Origin of the sequence: Paenibacillus sp. FSL R5-0701 (assembly GCF_037973995.1) — a bacterium.
Lineage (GTDB): Bacteria > Bacillota > Bacilli > Paenibacillales > Paenibacillaceae > Paenibacillus.
The window spans coordinates 1,554,312-1,572,770 of the sequence record NZ_CP150230.1; the positions used below are offsets into that span (position 1 = coordinate 1,554,312).

Annotated in this window: 36 protein-coding genes; 33 read left to right on the forward strand and 3 right to left on the reverse strand. The window is 45.8% G+C overall.

The annotated features are described in order from the left end of the window. Positions 1-6 precede the first annotated feature (6 nt). The 3 genes from MKZ13_RS07015 to MKZ13_RS07025 form a co-directional block, all read right to left on the reverse strand. Positions 7-1,488, reverse strand: coding sequence for a recombinase family protein (locus MKZ13_RS07015; protein ID WP_339182812.1), 1,482 nt, complete (start codon positions 1,486-1,488; stop codon positions 7-9). A gap of 620 nt (positions 1,489-2,108) precedes the next feature. Continuing rightward, positions 2,109-2,324, reverse strand: coding sequence for a helix-turn-helix transcriptional regulator (locus tag MKZ13_RS07020; RefSeq protein WP_211081013.1), 216 nt, complete (start codon positions 2,322-2,324; stop codon positions 2,109-2,111). Positions 2,325-2,559: 235 nt separating this feature from the next. Continuing rightward, the gene (locus MKZ13_RS07025) at positions 2,560-2,949 is read right to left on the reverse strand and encodes a helix-turn-helix transcriptional regulator (RefSeq protein ID WP_339182815.1); all 390 of its coding nucleotides are present in this window, start codon (positions 2,947-2,949) and stop codon (positions 2,560-2,562) included. 157 nt (positions 2,950-3,106) lie between these two features. Between MKZ13_RS07025 and MKZ13_RS07030 the strand changes: the two genes are divergently transcribed. The 33 genes from MKZ13_RS07030 (at position 3,107) to MKZ13_RS07190 (ending at position 18,451) form a co-directional block, all read left to right on the forward strand. After that, complete coding sequence (locus MKZ13_RS07030) at positions 3,107-3,334, forward strand: helix-turn-helix transcriptional regulator (protein ID WP_211081011.1); 228 nt, start codon at positions 3,107-3,109, stop codon at positions 3,332-3,334. A 15-nt stretch (positions 3,335-3,349) separates the two neighbouring features. Further along, on the forward strand, positions 3,350-4,060 hold the full coding sequence (locus MKZ13_RS07035; RefSeq protein ID WP_339182818.1) for an ORF6N domain-containing protein: 711 nt from the start codon (positions 3,350-3,352) through the stop codon (positions 4,058-4,060). Positions 4,061-4,062: 2 nt separating this feature from the next. Then, complete coding sequence (locus MKZ13_RS07040) at positions 4,063-4,419, forward strand: helix-turn-helix transcriptional regulator (RefSeq protein WP_339182820.1); 357 nt, start codon at positions 4,063-4,065, stop codon at positions 4,417-4,419. Between the two features lie 73 nt (positions 4,420-4,492). Then, a complete protein-coding gene (locus MKZ13_RS07045) occupies positions 4,493-4,624 on the forward strand; it encodes a hypothetical protein (protein ID WP_263364264.1) in 132 nt (43 codons plus the stop codon). Beyond that, positions 4,617-4,832 carry a hypothetical protein gene (locus tag MKZ13_RS07050; protein WP_339182824.1) on the forward strand — a complete coding sequence of 72 codons (216 nt, stop codon included), beginning with the start codon at positions 4,617-4,619 and terminating at the stop codon, positions 4,830-4,832. Before MKZ13_RS07045 ends, MKZ13_RS07050 begins: the two co-directional genes overlap by 8 nt. Beyond that, a complete protein-coding gene (locus MKZ13_RS07055; protein WP_339182826.1) occupies positions 4,822-5,052 on the forward strand; it encodes a hypothetical protein in 231 nt (76 codons plus the stop codon). Before MKZ13_RS07050 ends, MKZ13_RS07055 begins: the two co-directional genes overlap by 11 nt. Then, positions 5,049-5,249: a hypothetical protein gene (locus MKZ13_RS07060; protein WP_339182828.1), complete on the forward strand. Its 201-nt coding sequence runs from the start codon at positions 5,049-5,051 to the stop codon at positions 5,247-5,249. Before MKZ13_RS07055 ends, MKZ13_RS07060 begins: the two co-directional genes overlap by 4 nt. Positions 5,250-5,348: 99 nt before the next feature. Next, positions 5,349-5,618 carry a hypothetical protein gene (locus MKZ13_RS07065; RefSeq protein WP_339182830.1) on the forward strand — a complete coding sequence of 90 codons (270 nt, stop codon included), beginning with the start codon at positions 5,349-5,351 and terminating at the stop codon, positions 5,616-5,618. Next, positions 5,560-6,312, forward strand: a complete 753-nt coding sequence (locus MKZ13_RS07070) for a Rad52/Rad22 family DNA repair protein (protein WP_339182832.1) — start codon at positions 5,560-5,562, stop codon at positions 6,310-6,312. Before MKZ13_RS07065 ends, MKZ13_RS07070 begins: the two co-directional genes overlap by 59 nt. A 4-nt stretch (positions 6,313-6,316) precedes the next feature. Beyond that, positions 6,317-6,592, forward strand: coding sequence for a hypothetical protein (locus MKZ13_RS07075; protein WP_339182834.1), 276 nt, complete (start codon positions 6,317-6,319; stop codon positions 6,590-6,592). A 325-nt stretch (positions 6,593-6,917) separates the two neighbouring features. Then, positions 6,918-7,319, forward strand: a complete 402-nt coding sequence (locus MKZ13_RS07080; protein WP_339182835.1) for a hypothetical protein — start codon at positions 6,918-6,920, stop codon at positions 7,317-7,319. Between the two features lie 98 nt (positions 7,320-7,417). Continuing rightward, complete coding sequence (locus MKZ13_RS07085) at positions 7,418-8,020, forward strand: hypothetical protein (RefSeq protein WP_339182837.1); 603 nt, start codon at positions 7,418-7,420, stop codon at positions 8,018-8,020. Between the two features lie 25 nt (positions 8,021-8,045). After that, entirely contained in the window at positions 8,046-8,513 is a 468-nt protein-coding gene (locus MKZ13_RS07090) for a class I SAM-dependent methyltransferase (protein WP_339182839.1), read from the forward strand. A 70-nt stretch (positions 8,514-8,583) separates the two neighbouring features. Further along, complete coding sequence (locus MKZ13_RS07095; protein ID WP_339182841.1) at positions 8,584-9,012, forward strand: hypothetical protein; 429 nt, start codon at positions 8,584-8,586, stop codon at positions 9,010-9,012. 16 nt (positions 9,013-9,028) lie between these two features. Beyond that, a complete protein-coding gene (locus MKZ13_RS07100) occupies positions 9,029-9,760 on the forward strand; it encodes a hypothetical protein (protein WP_339182843.1) in 732 nt (243 codons plus the stop codon). A gap of 61 nt (positions 9,761-9,821) precedes the next feature. After that, a complete protein-coding gene (locus tag MKZ13_RS07105) occupies positions 9,822-10,280 on the forward strand; it encodes a hypothetical protein (protein ID WP_339182845.1) in 459 nt (152 codons plus the stop codon). Positions 10,281-10,293: 13 nt separating this feature from the next. Continuing rightward, complete coding sequence (locus tag MKZ13_RS07110; RefSeq protein ID WP_339182847.1) at positions 10,294-10,719, forward strand: hypothetical protein; 426 nt, start codon at positions 10,294-10,296, stop codon at positions 10,717-10,719. A 21-nt stretch (positions 10,720-10,740) separates the two neighbouring features. Continuing rightward, positions 10,741-11,037: a hypothetical protein gene (locus tag MKZ13_RS07115; protein WP_339182849.1), complete on the forward strand. Its 297-nt coding sequence runs from the start codon at positions 10,741-10,743 to the stop codon at positions 11,035-11,037. A 93-nt stretch (positions 11,038-11,130) separates the two neighbouring features. Beyond that, entirely contained in the window at positions 11,131-11,532 is a 402-nt protein-coding gene (locus MKZ13_RS07120) for a hypothetical protein (RefSeq protein ID WP_339182851.1), read from the forward strand. Further along, on the forward strand, positions 11,529-11,975 hold the full coding sequence (locus MKZ13_RS07125; RefSeq protein WP_339182852.1) for a YopX family protein: 447 nt from the start codon (positions 11,529-11,531) through the stop codon (positions 11,973-11,975). The genes MKZ13_RS07120 and MKZ13_RS07125 overlap by 4 nt, the downstream gene beginning before the upstream one ends. Then, on the forward strand, positions 11,972-12,322 hold the full coding sequence (locus MKZ13_RS07130) for a hypothetical protein (protein WP_339182854.1): 351 nt from the start codon (positions 11,972-11,974) through the stop codon (positions 12,320-12,322). Before MKZ13_RS07125 ends, MKZ13_RS07130 begins: the two co-directional genes overlap by 4 nt. Next, entirely contained in the window at positions 12,312-12,509 is a 198-nt protein-coding gene (locus MKZ13_RS07135) for a hypothetical protein (protein WP_339182856.1), read from the forward strand. Before MKZ13_RS07130 ends, MKZ13_RS07135 begins: the two co-directional genes overlap by 11 nt. An 11-nt stretch (positions 12,510-12,520) precedes the next feature. Then, on the forward strand, positions 12,521-13,411 hold the full coding sequence (locus MKZ13_RS07140; protein ID WP_339182858.1) for a hypothetical protein: 891 nt from the start codon (positions 12,521-12,523) through the stop codon (positions 13,409-13,411). A 91-nt stretch (positions 13,412-13,502) separates the two neighbouring features. After that, positions 13,503-14,201, forward strand: a complete 699-nt coding sequence (locus MKZ13_RS07145; protein WP_339185362.1) for a DnaA/Hda family protein — start codon at positions 13,503-13,505, stop codon at positions 14,199-14,201. Positions 14,202-14,217: 16 nt separating this feature from the next. Then, positions 14,218-14,400, forward strand: coding sequence for a hypothetical protein (locus MKZ13_RS07150; protein WP_339182860.1), 183 nt, complete (start codon positions 14,218-14,220; stop codon positions 14,398-14,400). Positions 14,401-14,496: 96 nt separating this feature from the next. Further along, positions 14,497-14,787, forward strand: coding sequence for a hypothetical protein (locus tag MKZ13_RS07155; RefSeq protein ID WP_339182862.1), 291 nt, complete (start codon positions 14,497-14,499; stop codon positions 14,785-14,787). Continuing rightward, positions 14,784-15,146 carry a DUF1064 domain-containing protein gene (locus tag MKZ13_RS07160; protein WP_339182864.1) on the forward strand — a complete coding sequence of 121 codons (363 nt, stop codon included), beginning with the start codon at positions 14,784-14,786 and terminating at the stop codon, positions 15,144-15,146. Before MKZ13_RS07155 ends, MKZ13_RS07160 begins: the two co-directional genes overlap by 4 nt. A 329-nt stretch (positions 15,147-15,475) precedes the next feature. After that, on the forward strand, positions 15,476-16,507 hold the full coding sequence (locus MKZ13_RS07165) for a hypothetical protein (protein WP_339182866.1): 1,032 nt from the start codon (positions 15,476-15,478) through the stop codon (positions 16,505-16,507). Beyond that, complete coding sequence (locus MKZ13_RS07170; RefSeq protein WP_339182868.1) at positions 16,507-16,743, forward strand: hypothetical protein; 237 nt, start codon at positions 16,507-16,509, stop codon at positions 16,741-16,743. Before MKZ13_RS07165 ends, MKZ13_RS07170 begins: the two co-directional genes overlap by 1 nt. Further along, on the forward strand, positions 16,740-17,048 hold the full coding sequence (locus MKZ13_RS07175) for a hypothetical protein (RefSeq protein ID WP_339182870.1): 309 nt from the start codon (positions 16,740-16,742) through the stop codon (positions 17,046-17,048). Before MKZ13_RS07170 ends, MKZ13_RS07175 begins: the two co-directional genes overlap by 4 nt. Beyond that, positions 17,008-17,466, forward strand: a complete 459-nt coding sequence (locus MKZ13_RS07180) for a sigma factor-like helix-turn-helix DNA-binding protein (protein WP_339182872.1) — start codon at positions 17,008-17,010, stop codon at positions 17,464-17,466. The genes MKZ13_RS07175 and MKZ13_RS07180 overlap by 41 nt, the downstream gene beginning before the upstream one ends. Before the next feature lie 448 nt (positions 17,467-17,914). Further along, positions 17,915-18,079 (forward strand): hypothetical protein, encoded by a 165-nt coding sequence (locus tag MKZ13_RS07185; protein ID WP_339182873.1) that lies wholly within the window; start codon positions 17,915-17,917, stop codon positions 18,077-18,079. A gap of 6 nt (positions 18,080-18,085) precedes the next feature. Further along, positions 18,086-18,451: a hypothetical protein gene (locus MKZ13_RS07190; protein ID WP_339182875.1), complete on the forward strand. Its 366-nt coding sequence runs from the start codon at positions 18,086-18,088 to the stop codon at positions 18,449-18,451. Positions 18,452-18,459: the final 8 nt, after the last annotated feature.

Genomic DNA, 18,459 nt, shown 5'->3' on the forward strand with positions numbered 1-18,459 from the left:
TGGTAGTCAATTGAACTTAATCTCCTCAATGTCAGCATTGAAAAATTTGTTCTTAACACCTTTAACATTTGTTTCTGGCGTATTCAAGACAATCTTCTCGAACACCTCATAGACCATCGTCTTCTTCTCCTCATCATCCATGTGCTTCCACAACGTTTGAAGATCTTCCAGAACAGCCGTATCCGGCATAACCGAAAGTGAATTCTTCACGCTTGCCAGCTTCTTACGAGCCGCTTCCTCAGCTGCATCTTCCTCGGCAATCTTTTTACGGATCGCATCTTTCCCAATTAACCCTTCAACGAACATGTACTGCCATTTCTCCCGGCGCTCAGTAATCCGATTAATCTCCCGGCGAGCTTCTGCGGCTTCATCCTGTTTATCGGCTACCGCTTGTTCCATTCCTGCCGCGATCTCCCCAGCCGTTTTCATGTCCCATTTAATCTTGCTAATATACTCCATGACCAAATGCTCTACGTGTACCTGGCGGAACATAGGCATGTCACAAGATTTATTCGAGTGCTTGTTCGAACAAATATAGTAAGGGGTGCGAACTTTACCGTTAGTCGTTGAACGCGCTGTCGTCATTCGTCCAAACATGGCAGCTCCACAGCGTCCGCATCGAAGTACACCGCTGAACCAATATATTTGCACGCGGCTGAAACCGCCATGTGATTTTCGCTCCATAAACTCTTTTAGCTGCTCATATTCTACTCTAGTAAATATAGGCTCATGTGATCCATCGCCATACAGACACTTCACCCGTCTGTCCCGATTGCCATTAACATAGTTGCCGTCTGATGTTTTTGATCCTAACCGCAGTATCCCTGCATAGTAAGGGTTCTCCAATGTATAGGCTGCTGTAGCTGATGTCCATTCTTGTCCACGGCGTAGCTTACCTTCACGGTTTAACTTCATAGCAATGCCTTTGTATCCCAAGCCACCCATGTAGAGGTCTCTCGCATACCGAATGAGCGCAGCTTCCTCCGGGATTAGTTCCTCGCTCTGGGTGTAACCATATGGAATCACACCGCCTGGCCGTCGGCCCTCTATGATCATTTGCTCCACACCGAACCGGACACGCTCTGAGATCGTCTCACGTTCCCACTCAGCCATTGCACCAACGAGCGTGATGAAGAATCTTCCCATGGCCGTGGTCGTCTCAAACACCTCTGTAGAGCTTTTAAACTTGACTCCGAATTGGTCGAAGCGTTTCAATAGTCCGTGCAGATCTGCAACGGAACGAGTGAGCCGGTCCAGCTTGTACACTACGATGACTTCAAACTGCTTGGCCTCCATATCCTGAAGCATACGCTGCATCTCAGGCCGATTGAGGTCCTTGGCTGATTTACCTTCATCTATATAGTAATCATGCACAGACCAGTCCTGAGACTGTATGAAGCTTTCCAAACGTGTACGTTGTCCTTCTATAGAGAATCCGTCCTCAGCCTGCATGTCAGTAGATACCCGGATGTATATAGCTGCTTTCATGTGAAGTCCTCCTGTGAACATTGATATGAGAATTGTAATCGAAGTGATAGAAAAAAGCACCCAGAAGGGTGCCTGTTATTGTTCGAACTTTCTTCCATACAGGTAAGATGGAACGGTTATACTTGAATACATTATGATCCCGAAAATTAATCCTGACCATTTGTACTCGAAATATAACATTAGTACTAATATAGGACCAATGAACATGCCCCATACAAGGATTACTATAACAGTAAACCAATACATCCGTTTTCCTGGATCAGTAAACATCTTGATTACTGGTCGTATAACTAAAAAATAAGCTAGAGCAAATACAAATGCCCCTCCAAGTATGTACCCCAACAATGAGTAAAGCTTAGTAACTAATGATAATAAATCTTCGAAAATTCCTATGATAAGCTCAAACATAAAATCTCTCCGTTGTACTCCACATCGGTTGCGGTATTTGTCTATTTATGTATGCCTGATCTATTGTAATTTATTTCCTTGGATTTCCCTAGTATATTTTATCGCCAATATTCAACAATTCGTGCTATATTTAACTTGAGTTGATGGAGGTACATACTAAAAGTTGCGTTAATTCGGAACTTTTTCCCTAGAGCAGCGGAAACGCCACTCTGCTACCGTACTTCCCATTTCCACAGATCATCAACTTTGCATTCAAGATAATAGGCAATGAGTACAGCTCGTTTTATCGAGATATTGGTGCTTCGAAGGTTCACAATTTCTGACAAACGTGATTTACTCATTCCTACCTTGTCTGCAAGCCATTGCTGTTTCTTTCCAATCCTCTCAAGATGTTCGGGAATACGACAGCGGACGGGGATAGGTTCCATCGCACTGCCACCTTAATATATTTTTTTATCTTGTAACAGAACATACGTTCCCTTAGAATAGGTATTACCAAAAGGCAACTACGAGAACGGGAGATGGTAAACATGGATAAAAGGATCGTTTTTGATGTGACAAGAGAGACGCTGTTAGAAGTCGGCGTAAGCCCGGATCTCATAGTTGAAAAGATATCTGAGATGGACGCCAATGAAGTAAAACCTGTTTACATCAGAGCGTATCTTACTCTGATTGTTTCTTCCTCATAGATCTTTCAAGTCTTACAAGTCCAATGAATCGCTTGACATCATCTTCTTCAAGCTCGATGCCATCCACTTCAAATCGGATGTTCTTCATAATTTCCTCATCAGTCAGGTTCAGCGAGTCGATCAATGCTCTTGACGGCTCCGATAGAACCTGTTTTCTCTGTTCTGTTCTTCCTAATAAATAATCCACTGAAACTTCTAGAAAATCTGCAATCTTATTTAATGTTTCGTTATCTGGTTCCCGTGATCCATTTTCATAACCAGAGTAAGTTGTTCTTGCCATTTTCAATGATTTAGAGATTTCTTGTTGCGTTAATCTTCTTTCTTTTCTTAACTCCAACAGTCGTTCACTAAGCAAATACTCCACCTCACTTCTATCAGTATTATAACGACGCGAAATGAATCACAATACATCCTGACTCAAAACTCGTCAGTAATTTTAAAAAGACTGTTGACATGACGCAAAGTGCGTCATATAATCAAAACATAGCAACGACGCAAAACGCGTCAAGGAGGTGAAACACATGCGCCACTGGCTAGTACAAATGCGTAAGGCTAAAGGATTAACGCAAAATGACGCGGCCAAGCAGTCTGGTATCTCCCGCAGTTATTACGCCGAGATTGAACAAGGACGCAAAGATGCGAGTGGACGGGCAGCAAAGTTAATTTCAGCGACATTAGGATTTGATATGAACCTTTTTTTTGCAGATGTTGGACGCGAAACGAGTCAAAAACCTAAAAAAACAGCTTAAAAGGAGCGAATAACCATGAACCAATTGAAAGCAATCGAAAAAAAAGATCAGAGAGTACTTACTACTTCTCAAGTAGCAACACATTTTGGGACTGATACAAAGTCAATTAGTTACAACTTCAATTACAACAAACAGAGGTTCACAGAAGAAAAACACTATTTTGTCCTCAGCGGAGAAGAAAGAAAAGAATTTCTTTTTAACAATCGTGAAATTCACGACAGTTCAAAGCACGCTAAAACAATATATCTCTGGACTAAAAAGGGCGTGTTTCTTTTAGCGAAATCCATTAACACCGACAAAGCATGGGAAGCATACGAATCACTGGTAGATGATTACTTCGATAAAGTTGAACGTCTCCAAAACATGAACGTCCCAACAACAGTCCCTACTACTATTGAAGGAATCCTGGAACTGGCTGTCTTGAATATGAAAGATCTTCGTCAAGAACTTAACCAAGTGCAAAAAGATAACAGACGCCTGCAACTGGTTGTAGACAATGAAATCTGGCTGACAGAAAACCAAAAAGCAGACATTCAAGAAACTGTAAACGCCCGTGTAGGTTTTCTGATGAAAAAGGGTTATGAAGCACACTTCCAATCCATTTACCGTGCGCTAAAATCACACTTTTCAGTTCCGAAATACGACAAGATAAAACGTTCAGACTTCGAATTAGCAATAGACCTGATTCACGGATGGTACCCCAAGAAGAAAGAAGAGGCGAACTAATTATGGAAGATAACATCTTGGGAATATGCCCGACTTGCTACTTGGTTGTAAAACAATCCGATCTCCATGTACTTCAAATTGGGTCCAATACTTCAGTCGCTTACCACCGCGATTGTGAACCTAACCGAATGAAATTCATGCGAAGAAATAAATCAGCATGGGAAAACGAAGGAACTGAAGCCAAAAAGTTAAGAGAAAAATGGGGTTACTCCCTGTCTGAGCTTGCAGAATGCATCGGTGTCTCTAGTAGCAAGTTACGTAAATACGAGTCAGGTAACCCAGTCACACATGCCAAATTGCTCGGAATGGCTTATGAAATGTTTTTCCGTCTTGCTGAGCGTGAAGAGCAGCATAAGTAAACACAACATGCAGATATGTATGTAAAGACAAGCCCTATATATTGTACACAAAATATCGGAAGGTGGCGACAGTATGAACGGATACAATCCTGGCATGTCAGACAAAGCGTGGCGGAAGGTGCATGAGATGGCCATCCTGCTGAACCGGAAGTACTGGAAAGAGATCCAAGCAGAACGTGAAAAGGAGCTGAAGAAGAATGCCTAACTTAAAACTGGTCGGCAAGATGAAAGACAACATGATCCCGTTCATCAGCCCAACAGTAACTAACTGCGGATGCGGAAGTCCCGCTGAGTACGAAGTGTATGAGGGCAAGGATCGGCAACCACATTGCAGAGGTTGCATGCTTGAAGCGGTAGACAACAGCGTGTTTATCACAGTACGGAGGATTGGAGGATACGACGATGCAAGTTGAACTTACTGAATTCAGAGTGGTTACCACAGCGGGGCGGATATTCAGCTGGAGTGCATTCGACTTTGAGGATCTGTTCCGCCGAATGCAAGCCCGTGGACACACTCCGGTGCACGCCAAACCGTTAAGCGAGTACGAAGCCGAGATTGCAGATCGCGAAGAACAGGAACGCCTACATCATGAGTTGCAACAGGCAATTGAGGAGGAACGAAAGACAGCGTGAAACAACAGACATTCAAGAGTGTGGACGACATCCTGCGGCATTACGGGTGGGAGGCTCCTATTAAGGTAGTGGAGGTGAAGAAGCAGAATGTTGACGGAGAATTACCGCACAAAGTACCAACAACTTGTGAAGCATGCGAAGGAAAACGGAACACAGCCGATGATGCAGAGGATATATCTATCCAGGCTGGTAGCTGAGTACAAAAGAGAAAAGGCCGCCGTAGCAGCGGCAGCCTTGGAAAGTCAGATAAGAAATTACATTTGAGCAAATTATACCACAACGAAAGGAAGAATGGAATGCCCACACAATACAGATACATCCCACAGCATAAATCGGGACACTTCGTTGATCTGTATGCGCAACCGGTACAGGACTTTATGAAGGCGGTGCGATTCAATCGGGAGGATGACTTGGAACGCTGGTTAACAGGTCGATTCGGGCCAGATGATCCGCAGAACTTCCGTGTTAAAACGATGAGAGTTGACTACGAACTGGAGGTGGAGGTAGATGGATGCACAGGAGATCATGAAGCGGCTCCAGGACCCATTCCCGCCGGAGGAAATTGAGTGGCGTGTAGGTTCAACGAATGGTGATAAAACGAAAGGAATCGCCTTGGCCTATGTAACCAACCGTGCCATACAGAACCGGCTTGACGAAGTGTTCGGCGTGTTTGGATGGCGCAATGAGTACCGTGAATGGAAAGAGAAAAGCCAGTTGTGCGGAATCAGCGTAAAGGTTGAGGGTGAGTGGATCACCAAGTGGGACGGTGCAGATGATAGCAACATGGAAGCTGTTAAAGGCGGATTGTCTGATGCCATGAAGCGTGCGGCCTATCAATGGGGAATCGGAAGATACTTGTACAAGCTTGAGAACATGTGGGTGCCGATCAAGGCAGCAGGTAGATCCCACGTACTTGTATCCGAACCCCAATTGCCTTCATGGGCATTGCCAGAGGGATTCCAATACAACGCCAAGCGACAAACCACTGACACTCAACCACCACAAGAAGAACGGAAAACAGAGGCACCGAAAAACAATACTACAAATAACAACGAAGATAACACAACCACAAGCATGCTTATAAGTGCTGCACAGATCAAATACAGCCATCGATTGAAGAATGATAAACGCATATCAGACGATGACTTTAAACTGCTGGTCAGTCAGGTTGGTAACGGAAAAGACAGCATCAAAGATTTGACCAAAAAGGAAGCCAGTGTGTTGATCAACCAACTTAACGAATACCCAGCAGGAGCGTGACCTGATGAGATACCAAGACACCCTATTCTACGACGACGGCAGCCTAATCATCCCAGTAACAGACGGACCATTCGGAGAGGAGATACACGCTCATGAATCAACTTGCTTTTGGAATAGTGATGCTGATGTTAGGCACTTCAATGGGGATAGCAATCGGATGTCTGATCCACACATTACCACGGAGGAGGTAGACCATGTCACTGGCACGCAAGAAGGAAAAGAACATCATGCCCTGGCGGATGAACCTGTTCAACCACCACAACCGGAAAGAGCAGCCTAAGGCGAAGAGAGAGCGCAACACGGACCCGGAGTACAGGACGAAGGAAAAGGTACGGCAGGCGGTAATCGAGCGCGAGGGAGGAAACTGGTGCGTCCTGAGTGGCGTACCGGGACCCGGGCTTGAGTTACACCGCATCGTGTACGGATCACAAGGTGGCAAGTACGAGACGGACAATTGCATACTGCTGAGCGCGGAAATGCATCGGCTGGTACACAGCAGCAAGAAAACATGGATGCCCATCCTACAGGACCACGTAATTGCTATGAAGCTGGGCTCACCGGAGTTATCACCAATACAACGCATAACCCACAGGGAGGGATAGAAGATGAGAAGTAATTATGGAAGTTACGACGATCCGGAACCATGCCCATACTGTGGTGATGATTGCCATGCGGATTTTGTGGATGTAGGAGTTGGAATGACACAGTGTGGTCCCTATCATTGCGAAAGCTGTGGAGCAAGCGAGATTGGGCCCGAACTTAGAAATTGGTACGTAGGCGAGCGTGATGAGTATGGAACAGTTATTAAACCGGAATACAAGGATGGATTTCCTGTTCTGAGAGAAGGTCACCCGTTTTCAGATGTAGAGCTTGAAAAGGGGTGGTATGACCCAAACAAAAAGAAACTATCGCCTTATGCAAACACAATTAATGGGGTGCTGGTGGATCACCAAACAGCCAAAATTGCTTACGAATTAGGGTTTTTAGATGAAAAGAAGCTTTCATAACCCACCAATAAACCATCTAAGGGAGGATACACCACCCCACCGGGGATAACAGAGGAAGGGAATACCCTCCCTTCCCACCACACAAAGGAGCGATAAGCATGCAAGCAATGAACTTATACCAATTCACATATTCGGCAACGCACTTTGACGAGGCATTCACGAGTTTGCAGATAGCACCAACTCCAGGACAGGCCAAGAGTGCAGAATTCAGATCATTCAGTGACTATGATCCAGACGTCAAATATATGGATTTTCTCAAAGTGGTGAAGATGCGTAAGATTGGTCAGTCTACGCCAAGAAAAAATGAAGCGCCTTACCCGAACCAGGCGAGAATTGAACTGATCAATGGTTTGATTCGCGTGATCGGAAGGGCAGGACGAAAATTCTTATACAGCAAGCAGCATGATAGATTCGCCGCATTTCATTGGGCAGACGGAAAGCTTTGGCTAGTAGACGACTACACTGACAGACCGCTTCTCATGGACAAGGAAGTGAGCGGGCAGCACCGACATTTCAGCCACGGAGGGACGCTGTGGGGCCTTGTGTGCGACTTTAGGGATTATATATTGGGTGATGATGATGCGAACCATAACAACGGATACGGCGGCCTGTACTGTCCGCATTGGGGATACCCAGAAGAAGATATGGAATTCATTCGTGAGTATGCGAAATCGATCGGATATTTAAAACCACGGGTTTAGGCCCACCAAAGGAGAGATAACACACATGGCTGAACGAGTATTGGACGCATGTTGCGGCAGTCGGATGTTCTGGTTCGACAAACAGAATGATGATGTTGTTTACGCAGACATCCGGGAATTGACTGACACATTATGCGATGGACGGACACTTAATGTGGCTCCAGACGTGATTTCTGACTTTCGCAACATGCCTTTTGAGGATGAATCGTTTTACATGGTGGTATTCGATCCACCACATTTGCTTAAAGCTGGTGACGAATCGTGGTTGGCCAAGAAGTACGGCAAGTTGAACCCGGATACCTGGAAGGATGATATCAAGCTTGGATTTGCGGAATGCATGCGAGTGTTGAAGCCGAACGGGACGCTCATTTTCAAGTGGAACGAGGATCAGGTAAGCCTGGCTGAATTAAAGAAACTGTTTCCTCAGCCGCCGTTATTCGGGAATAAGCGTAGTAAGACGCACTGGATCGTGTTCATGAAGAATCAGGCTTGAGGCTCGGCCTCTAACCAAGGAGGGATATACCACGGACAGTTTAATCACAACAGCCGTCATCAGGTTCAAATTGTTCAAGCAGCCGTACAAGGTCGGGCAGACAGTAGAAGTTCGTGGTGAACCGATGCTTGTCTTGGGAATTGAGAACTTCGAAATATTCAGCGAGATGATCCTTGTGCGCTACACCTGTCAACGACTAAATCAGAAGGATTTTGTGAGCAAAGCGAAAGCGTATAGGGAGCCATCCAGCAACATTGAAATGGTCATAGAAATACCGCATAAAGAGTGGAAAGAAACAGTTCCAGGTATTCGGTTAGGCTCGATCCACTCCATCAAGGGAGATATTTACAAGGTCACTGAATACACGGGCATTGCCCTGAAAAGCACTGATCTGGTAATCGACATGCTAGCCCGTCCGGTGTATCCGGTGGACCGCAATACAGCAAAATCGAAGCTACTGGATGAACGACGGAAGAAACTAAAACTTGAAATCGTTTAGGGGAGGAAGAACAGTCATGAGAGCCAAAAAAATGACGGATCAATATTTAACATCGCAATTGGCTGATTTGCTGGGATTCGAGTATTTCGAGCAAGAAGCTCCACCACATAACTTTGTGATTAAAAGGGAAGACGGGAGTTCCGATTTTTTCATCCCATGCTCGGAATACAATCACGTCAAGGAATTGGAAGACAAAGCACTTGAAGCTGATCAGATTGGATACCAGGCTCACCTGACGTACGCCACAGGACACAGTTACCATGAGGGACTAACTTATGACACAGCAGAGGCGATGCTTAGAGCAACACCACGCCAGAGGGCTGAGGCTGCTTATATGACGTTGAAAGATTTACAGGTGGGTCAGGAAGGAGAGGGGAACCAACGGACTGTAGAGGTCACTCTCACCAACGCCGGATACAAGGAACACGAACTTAAATTCGAAGAAAAAGGGGAGATTGAAGTGGAAAACAAATTGACGCTTTGGTACAACATCGAAAAACGGGATGCAATTATTGAATCGGTTAAAGCGAACATCCAAAAACGATATGGTTTCTCTGATGGGGAATTCGTTTCAATCGGCGGCGGTTTTAAATTCTTGTTTGATGATGAAACGAACGGCGAGATTTCAATCACATTCATCGAAGAGAAAGGCAATCTCAAAGTAACCGTGGAAGGTACGTGGCCGTGGGAAGTTATCGAAGTTTATAACCATTGCTTGCCACAATCGGCTGAGGAAGATCCGGCGTAAACAAGATTGAATTTCAGGGATCGGGTCCTTTGGGCCTCTCCCTACTAAGGAGGATATAACAATGTCAATCGAAGCACATCACTGTAACGTACCAAACTGCAAAGGGTTCATCGTATTTGAAAATGCAGACTTTGATTTTGATAAACCGCCAGTGGTTGATGGTGTCTACACGTTCACCGCTCCCACATGCACGGAATGCGGTAAGCAGTACAAGGTGGTTCCACACTATGTCGTAATTAGCTTGGACGAACAGGGTGAATATGAGCCGACGAAGGTCGAATCGGCCTGCATGACGGAGTACCAACGTAGAGAAAATGAACGCAGTATTGAGGAGGAAACAGATCCATGGGAACGTGTCCGGAAGTTCATTCTGTTCAGAGGGTACACGTACTCAGTTCACGATGTCATTTACGCATACGCTGACTATCGGCAAGAGCCACGGTATTTAAGTCATAGTATGAAAGATTGCATCGATAGCCTGAAGGAATCGCTTGATAAACTTGTGCCATTTGGCATGTAGGGAGGATATATAGATGGCGTTGAAATGGGAGCAAGTGATAAATGCTCAACCTGGAATCGAACTTAACGTGATGGTAGCTGAACACCTCTTGAAATGGCACCGTATACCAGTCCCTACGCACGACTATGACGGACCTGTAGGGCACGGAGAGGTTCTAATACCACCTACAATGAGCGAGGCCGACGCTTACGCAATGATGCCGCCGAGAGGGAACATATTTTTATCGTATTTCATACAACAAAACTGGTCGAGGGACATCTCAGCAGCGTGGTTTTACGTTGAGGGGAAGATAAGGGAACTCGGGCTACAAACGAGGTATTACCAAAAGATAAAAGAGGTTGTGGGAAGAACTGGGGAGTTAGTGTATCCGTTTGATTACATCCACGCAACACCTGAACAACGTTGCAAAGCCGCGTTATTGTCTGTACTGGACTTATAACATTCATAGGAGGGATCAGCAGTGGAGCATTTAAAAACGGGAATGTATGTGGAAGTTGATGGTGTAACAGTAAGTTATGGAAAGGTGCTAAATCAGTTTTGCCCTGCTGGGTGGTATGGGATCATTTATTACATTCAAACATCTTGGCAAGAGGGTCAAGAGAAGCACGCTGCCATTGTGGAAAAAATGGTTCGACAATTTGAAGAGCAAAGTTACGATCATGGCAGTGAGTGGGTAGAACAAAGACGTGAGATTATCCAGCAAGACAAAATGTCGCAGACATCAATTGTTTCATTTCGAATCAGAGATATTCACTAATTGGCCGAAGGCGTCCGATTCGACCGCAATACTTAACGCAGTGGAGGCCGTATCAGGTGTTGGTCGGTCTCCCCAAATAGGAGGATATACAAGATGAAATGCTATCTCACATCTACAGCAGACGGCGAACATCAAGAACTGGTATTCGCTGAAAAGAGAAGTGACGCCATCCGAAAAAGCGAAGCAATTCAATGGGATGAATATATTAACGTCAGAGCTGTAAGGCAGCCTGATTATGATAAATATGCAGAACAGAGGTACGTTCCTAAAGAGGTATTAATCCAAGATGGTTGGTGGTTTGAATGTTATGGGGTCAATGAAAGAGGGTTTAATTGCTTCAAACACCTGACCGCAGATGATAAACCATTAATCAAGTACGAACACGTTTATTGTGGCCAAGGGTGTCTGGATAGGCATACAGCAAAGGAAGGTATCATTCTGGTTGAAGATGGATCGGAAACGCGTATCAACCTACCTGGGGAGGAAGAAGCATGAGAGAGATACTTTTTAGAGCATGGGATGACGTTAAGGAAAGAATGTACCACGCTGGTGAAGAGGACGATGTGGTGTTCGAACTGACTGGCGTAGGCATCAAAGCCACAGCGATCACCGAGGACGAAGAAGAGTTTCGGACATTGCACCACTTGAAATATATGCAGTACACGGGTCTGAAAGATAAGGACGGTACAAACATCTATGAGGGAGATATTGTCCACTTTGTATATGAGCCTGGTCCCGATTACGGATGGAAAGCGAACCAAATTTGCGAGATTAAGAGTGAGCCTAGTGGATTGATATTTGGAAGGATCACTAAGAACAAATACGCAAAAATGTGCGGATATCTGGTTAGCATACCACACGGTAATGGGCAGTTCTTCGAGGTCATCGGCAACATATATGAACACCAACACTTACTAGAGGGTAGGGATGAAGCATGAAACTGATCGATGCAGATAAGCTGTTGGAATGGATACAAAGAACATCAAACGGAAGAATGCCGTATTTCGCTTACGGTGAAGGCGTGAAAGTTGCCTTGAGACGTACTAAAAAACAAGTCGAGTCGGGAAAGTTTGCTCCTGACATTCGACCGGGCGATATTGTAAACGTGATTGAGGAAATTCACCACCCATTCCTTCAAAATGTGAAGGTCGAGAGCCTTCAGTGGTTTGAATTTGGTTGGTATGCAAAAGTGGTTTTTGATGAAGAGCTGTACAGTATTCCATTGAAACGATGCCAGAAGGTTTGGGAGTCTATACCCAAGGAGGATACAAAGGATGGCGTCTAACAACGGATACCTGCGATCACAGTTGTTGTTCTGGGACGACGAATTAGCCCGAGCGGTAGCGGATCTGCACCATGCAGAACAGTACGATGACCGCGGAGCAGTTGAGTGGCACGAGGAACGGGTACGGTGGGCGAAGATGAAGATAAATGATATACGGGACAGCTTGGGAAGTAAAAAAGGAGCTTAGGGGTGAGTTAAATGGCAGGATCGTTCCAAACCAGCCGGGACATCTTCGGAAATCCGATATGGAAAAACATCGTTGAGTTCAGACTATTCTTTCTAATCTACGGCAACGCCATCTACTCCGAAGAGGGTTATCGGCTGGCGGACGACCTGGTATTACAGCGGGGAGAATGGTGCAGATCAACGCGAAAACTTCAGGAAGATTTGCAATACATCGAGAATCGCCAAGTCAAAACATACTCAACTTCTGTGATTAACCGTTGCATAAAGAAGTTAGAACGCATGCAAAGGATATGCACGAGAACACATGAACTTGGAACAGTGTTTACGGTGCTAAATTACGAGCAGTACCAAGGGTTTGGGTCATTCGTAAAACAGAACATGGAACAGGACTTGGAACAGAGGAAGAACAGTGTTGGAACAGAGGAAGAACAGTCGGGGAACAATAATAATAAAGATAATAAAGATATGAATGTTAAGAAAGAAATAAAAGATATATATGAGTTTTGGAATTCTCTTGAAATTATCAAACACCGGGAACTGACACAAAAGATGAGTTCAGGAATTAACGCTCGGCTAGAAGGCAGAACAGCTGAGGAAATCATACAAGCCATGCAAAACTATAAAACTATCATTTCCAGCGAACTTTACTGGTACACATACAAGTTCACTTTGGACAAGTTCATGAATCCGAAGAACCTGGATCAGTTCCAGTCTGAGAACAATCCATTTGAAACGTATAGAAAACAAAAGGGAGGCGGTCAAGGTGGACGTGGGCGGACCAATGAAAGGACTACTGGCTCGGATCGAGCATCTCAGAAACCAACAGAATACATCGGAACTCCAGGGAGTCGGAGAGTCATTGTTCCGGACGACTTCGAACAGCAGCTCAGGAACTTCGAATAGAGAAGGCTGTGAAGTCTGCGATTACACCGGAACGATAAACAACATGCAATGGGTCGAGGATGAGACGTACACCCGATCAGACGGAACGCCCATGAGACGCCAAGTCACAACCACTAAACTTTGTGACTGCTATTACGAGCGGCAGTTCAAAAATTACAACCCTACAGATGGACTTGCTCCGGATGAAAAAGAGTACACCTTCAAAACGGCAGTGATCGACAAGGAGAACGAAACGCAACTCAAGCTCGCGATGGATTTTGTACGAAACATCAAGGACCACATGGAGAAGGGGAGTTGGATGTACATCTTCGGTGACGATCACCGGGCAAAGGAAAAGAATGTATCGGCGTTCGGAACTGGTAAGACGTACCTGATGGTGTGTATAGCCAATGCGCTTGCACATCGGAAGATTCCGGGAATCTACGTGACTGAGGATGACATGTACTCCGCGATCAAAGAGACGTACAACAGAAACAGCAAAAAGACAGACGAAACAGAGTCGGAGGTGCTGGAACGATTCCGCAAGGTTCCGATCCTGATGATCGATGACTTATTCACCGCACAGTACAAGGATTGGGCAGAGGACAAGTTGTTCAGCATCCTGAATGGACGAGAGCGTGAAGGCAAGATAACCATCATGACGAGCAATTATGAGTTAGAGCGCATCCCAGGACGGCTTCCAACCAACGGAGCAAAGCTGGTGAGTCGGATCAAGGGCAGAATTGGTGAGCGAGAGATTGAGATGATCGGCAGAGACCGCAGGCCAGAACAGCACAACCAATCAGCATAAGGGGAGGAAAATGAATATGAAAGATCAAGCAGTCCTGTTTTACGCGATGAAAGGCGTGTTGTATCCAGTAGCTCTGTCGGAAGAACAATCCACCATGCTACAGATGTTGGTGAAGGTTTTTGAGCCACTACAAGTCGTACAGTCTCACCCTCAGGGTGAAGCGGTCAATCTCATCAATCAGGTGAAGAAACATGCCTAAACCAATCGACGACTACGACCTGATGGACCAAGACTGGGAAGAATTTATGCGCAGGGGCCGAGAGGCCTTTGCAGACGACACTGAGGAGGAAGCGGCATGAAAAAGAAGCATTGGGCATCCGGCGGACAGATCAAGGAGCAGAAGCCAAAGAAACCGAAGGCTGAAAAAGCATACAAAAATTACGTGAGCATACGGAGATCAGAATCAAGGACAGATCGGTTGATGGAAAGCCTGGACGTACCACTTACACCAGAGCAGTCCAGCCGGATCATCGAACTGGCAGACTACGGCTGGCTACGGTCGGACATCGCTAAGGAAGTAGGCGTACCCAAGACACGGGTTAACCATGAGCTGATTGTAAAACGGAGAGGAGGTGGTGCAGCTTGAGGGGTAACAAGTACGGCGCTAAGAAGACGGTTAAGGATGGAATTGAATTCGCAAGCAAGATGGAGGCTGAGCGATATCGGATGCTGATGTTACTCGAACGCGCTGGTGAAATAAGTGAGTTGACCTTACAACCGGCATTCGTGTTGGTAGAGCCATTCACAAAGATGGGCAAAAAGAAGCGAGGAATAAAATACACAGCAGACTTCATGTACAAGGAGAATGGACAAGTCATCGTGGAGGATGTAAAGGGGTTTGCCGCAAGAGACTTTTCGTTGAGGAAGACGCTATTCGATGTGAGGAACCCAGATATCATTTTGCGATTGGTGACCAAAACCGATGGAAGGTGGAAAGTGAAATGATTGGACGGTACGTGCATGTAGGGGACGGGTGGGTGCTCCTCGACGAATCTGGGGCGTGTAGAGGGCGTTTACTAGAGTTGGACAGACAAATACTAGGATCAACACAAAAACGTCTCTATGAGCCAACAGGGTGGTTTAAAATGGATGGGTGGAAAGTTGGAAAACTGGAATCGAGATCAGAAATTGCATGATCGTAAAAGTCAAATGTGACATGTTGCAGATAAACCACAAAATATTGTGTAAAACGGCGAAAAAAGTACTTTATAACCACAAAATGTGCTATAATAAGATATATCATTATTACTATCGGAAAACGGGGTGTATGTCTGGTGAGTATTGAAAAATTGGAGCAATTACGGTACGAACTCAACACAGAAAAACAACGTGGTGCATTGGCAGATTCGAACAAGATTAGCGAAATTGAACAGCAAATCAACGAGATTGAGAACGAAACAGCGGTGTCTACAGTGACTTATGTGTTGGACAACCTGAACGTACATGGAACACAGGTAAGGGAATTTTTCCTGAACAACAAAGAAGAGACAGCGGCAATGTCATATGAGGTTGTGCGTGACGCAGTGCAGGCATTGATTCTGGAGCGTGAACAGTACTGGAAAGAACAGAACGATCAGATCCAGGCGCAGTTTGAACTGGAGAGATCCGCAAGAGAAGAAGCACAGGCGAGTGAAACCAGAGCAGGCGAGGCCAACGCACAGATGGTCGTGGAGCTACGTAACACACGTATGGAACTGGAAGACGTAGTGAGCAAGCGCGATGCTGCTGTTACTCAGCTTGAGGAGAAAAACGCCGAGATTGACAGACTGAGCAAAGAGAATGACGGTCTTCGCAAGCAGTTGTCAGTTAATACGGTTGTTGCACCAAAAGAGATTGATACAGGTGATTCCTATGCCCGTTGGAAAGAACAGAAACAGCGCGAGGAAGAAGCCAAGCCAGCCATCTATGACGTTGAGTGGGTAGATGACAAACGTTCCATGAAGAGAGCTAAGCTTGCTGCAACGGATGAAGTAATTACATTCAACTATCTGGAAGCTGGTAAGTACCGGGAGGTGAGCGCCGAAGAGGCGCCGCAATTTCGAATCAGAGTCGAAGAACCCCAACGTGTTGATGAGGATCTGGCACGGACTAACGACCTGGAAGAGGGCGGCGAACTAACGCCTCCCACTTGGCAGTTTCCAGAAGGGGACGAAGCCACGCAAGAAAGCACAGGACACGAGCTGGCTCAAGGAGACATGGCAGGAAGTGCTGATCAGGAGACAGAGGGGCCTCCAACGCGAGCAGAATTCGAGGAACTCAAAAGACGCGTGAGTGCACTGGAATTGCCACAATCGGAGGTGGCGTAATGCCGAAGTTCCGGAAGAGACCGGTTGTGATTGAAGCGATTCAGTGGACTGGTGAAAATCTCGATGAAGTGGCAGATATGGATCTTAACTATGAAATAAGAGATGGGATGATACTGATCCCTACACTGGAAGGAACCATGGTTGCGGATCACGGAGATTGGATTATCAAGGGCGTGAATGGCGAATTCTATCCGTGCAAGCCTGACATATTCGAAAAGACATACGATCCAGCATGATTTACCACCGCAAAGCAGAAACCGTGAGGGCGATCCGTTTAACGGATTACTCTCCGGCTTTAATAGAGCAGATACAGCAGTTTACAGGCGGTCTGGTACAAATGGGCCGAGTGATGCAAAAAGTGCAACAGCCATACCTTAGCGTCGTTGTAGAGAAGAATTACTTCAAGGTGCTACAAGGTAGCTGGATCGTACACTCCCCTGAAAAGGGATGGAGAGTATACCGGCATCATGAATTTATCCAAGAGTATGAGGAGGGAGAACATGGACAACAATCAGGTGATCAAGTTGCTGACGGATTATAGATCTTACAAGTTTGCGCTGAATAACCTTGGTGGAATGATGATAGACAGTGAGATGCAGTGGATGTTCAAGATGGGCATATACGATGAACGAGTCAGATCCCGTCTGAGCAACCATGACAGAACCAGTGACCAGAGTCGGTACTCGCGTATCGTCACGTTACTGGAATCGGCTGTGGACTTTATACTGAGTGACGATCAGAAGACGATCATCCAGCTCAAGTACATGGACCGCAACAAGCTGAACCTTAGCGAGATTGCCGACAGACTGCATAAAGACCGCAAGACGGTATCGACCCAGCACAAGAAGGCGCTCAACAGTCTGAGCAAAGCAATGATGCCGCTCAAGCAGGATTACATGGAGATTACCAACCTTGATCACATGTTCGACCCAGAGTGGGTGTACAAGGAACCAGCGTGATTCCCCATTTTTTACCCACGAATTACGCATTATTTCCCACAAATTCCCCATCATAAGTGCTAAACTAATATCATAAGGAACATCTGATAAGCGCCGATAGCTGTATGCGCAGTCGTCGTTTACAACGTTCCTTCCTTGCATGCCAAAACTATGATGTGGTGGCGGAAGAGAGACGCAGGTCAATGGATCGGAGAGTACCTAACCCATGTGCAAGTACCGTCACTCAGAAGGTCGGGAAAAGTTAGGGGAAATCGTGCAGGAGTGGAAGTCCCTGCCCACATCAAGAATTAATAAATACGCCAATATTTAAATATGTAGTGCATGAGAGTGACGGTTAAGCGCCGTTGCTCTTTTTGTTTTTGCCGAAGGCCATCGAGTCCGACCGAATCACCCAGCAACGCGGGGGCCGGATAGGGTTGGGTCATTAAGAGGAGGGATAACAAGAGACATGGACAATGAAAAGGTTATATCGATGTGCCAAAGCCAAATGCAAGATATTGCAACAAGGCTGGGCAAGAACATTTCATACGAAGCCAAAGCAGCGCTCATTCAAGCGAGATCAACAGCGTTGTTGGCATTAGCTATAGCGACACAGGATAGGAAGGAGGGATAACACATAGTGAAGCGCAGAGTCATCAAAAAGTGGGTCAACCGATTCATTACACCCATTGTGAAAGACATGCCCAAGATAAACTACAGATGTATTGAACTGTACAACCCAGTTGATCCGATGCAACGATACAGCGCCACGGGTGAAAACATCCGGATTATCAATGGCAAGCGTGGGAACGAAGGGGAGGGTGGGCCAAGAACACGAGGATTGTTCAACGACATTAAAGCAACCGCAGAAGAGTTGGAAAGACAGATCGAGGGCAAGCCAAACCTTTATCACAGGATGAATGAGGCACACCCAGTATACGGAATGTATGTGCGAGTGCTCAGTTTCGATTATCCGGAAGGTTATGTAATTTGTGAGGATGAGTAGAGAGGAAG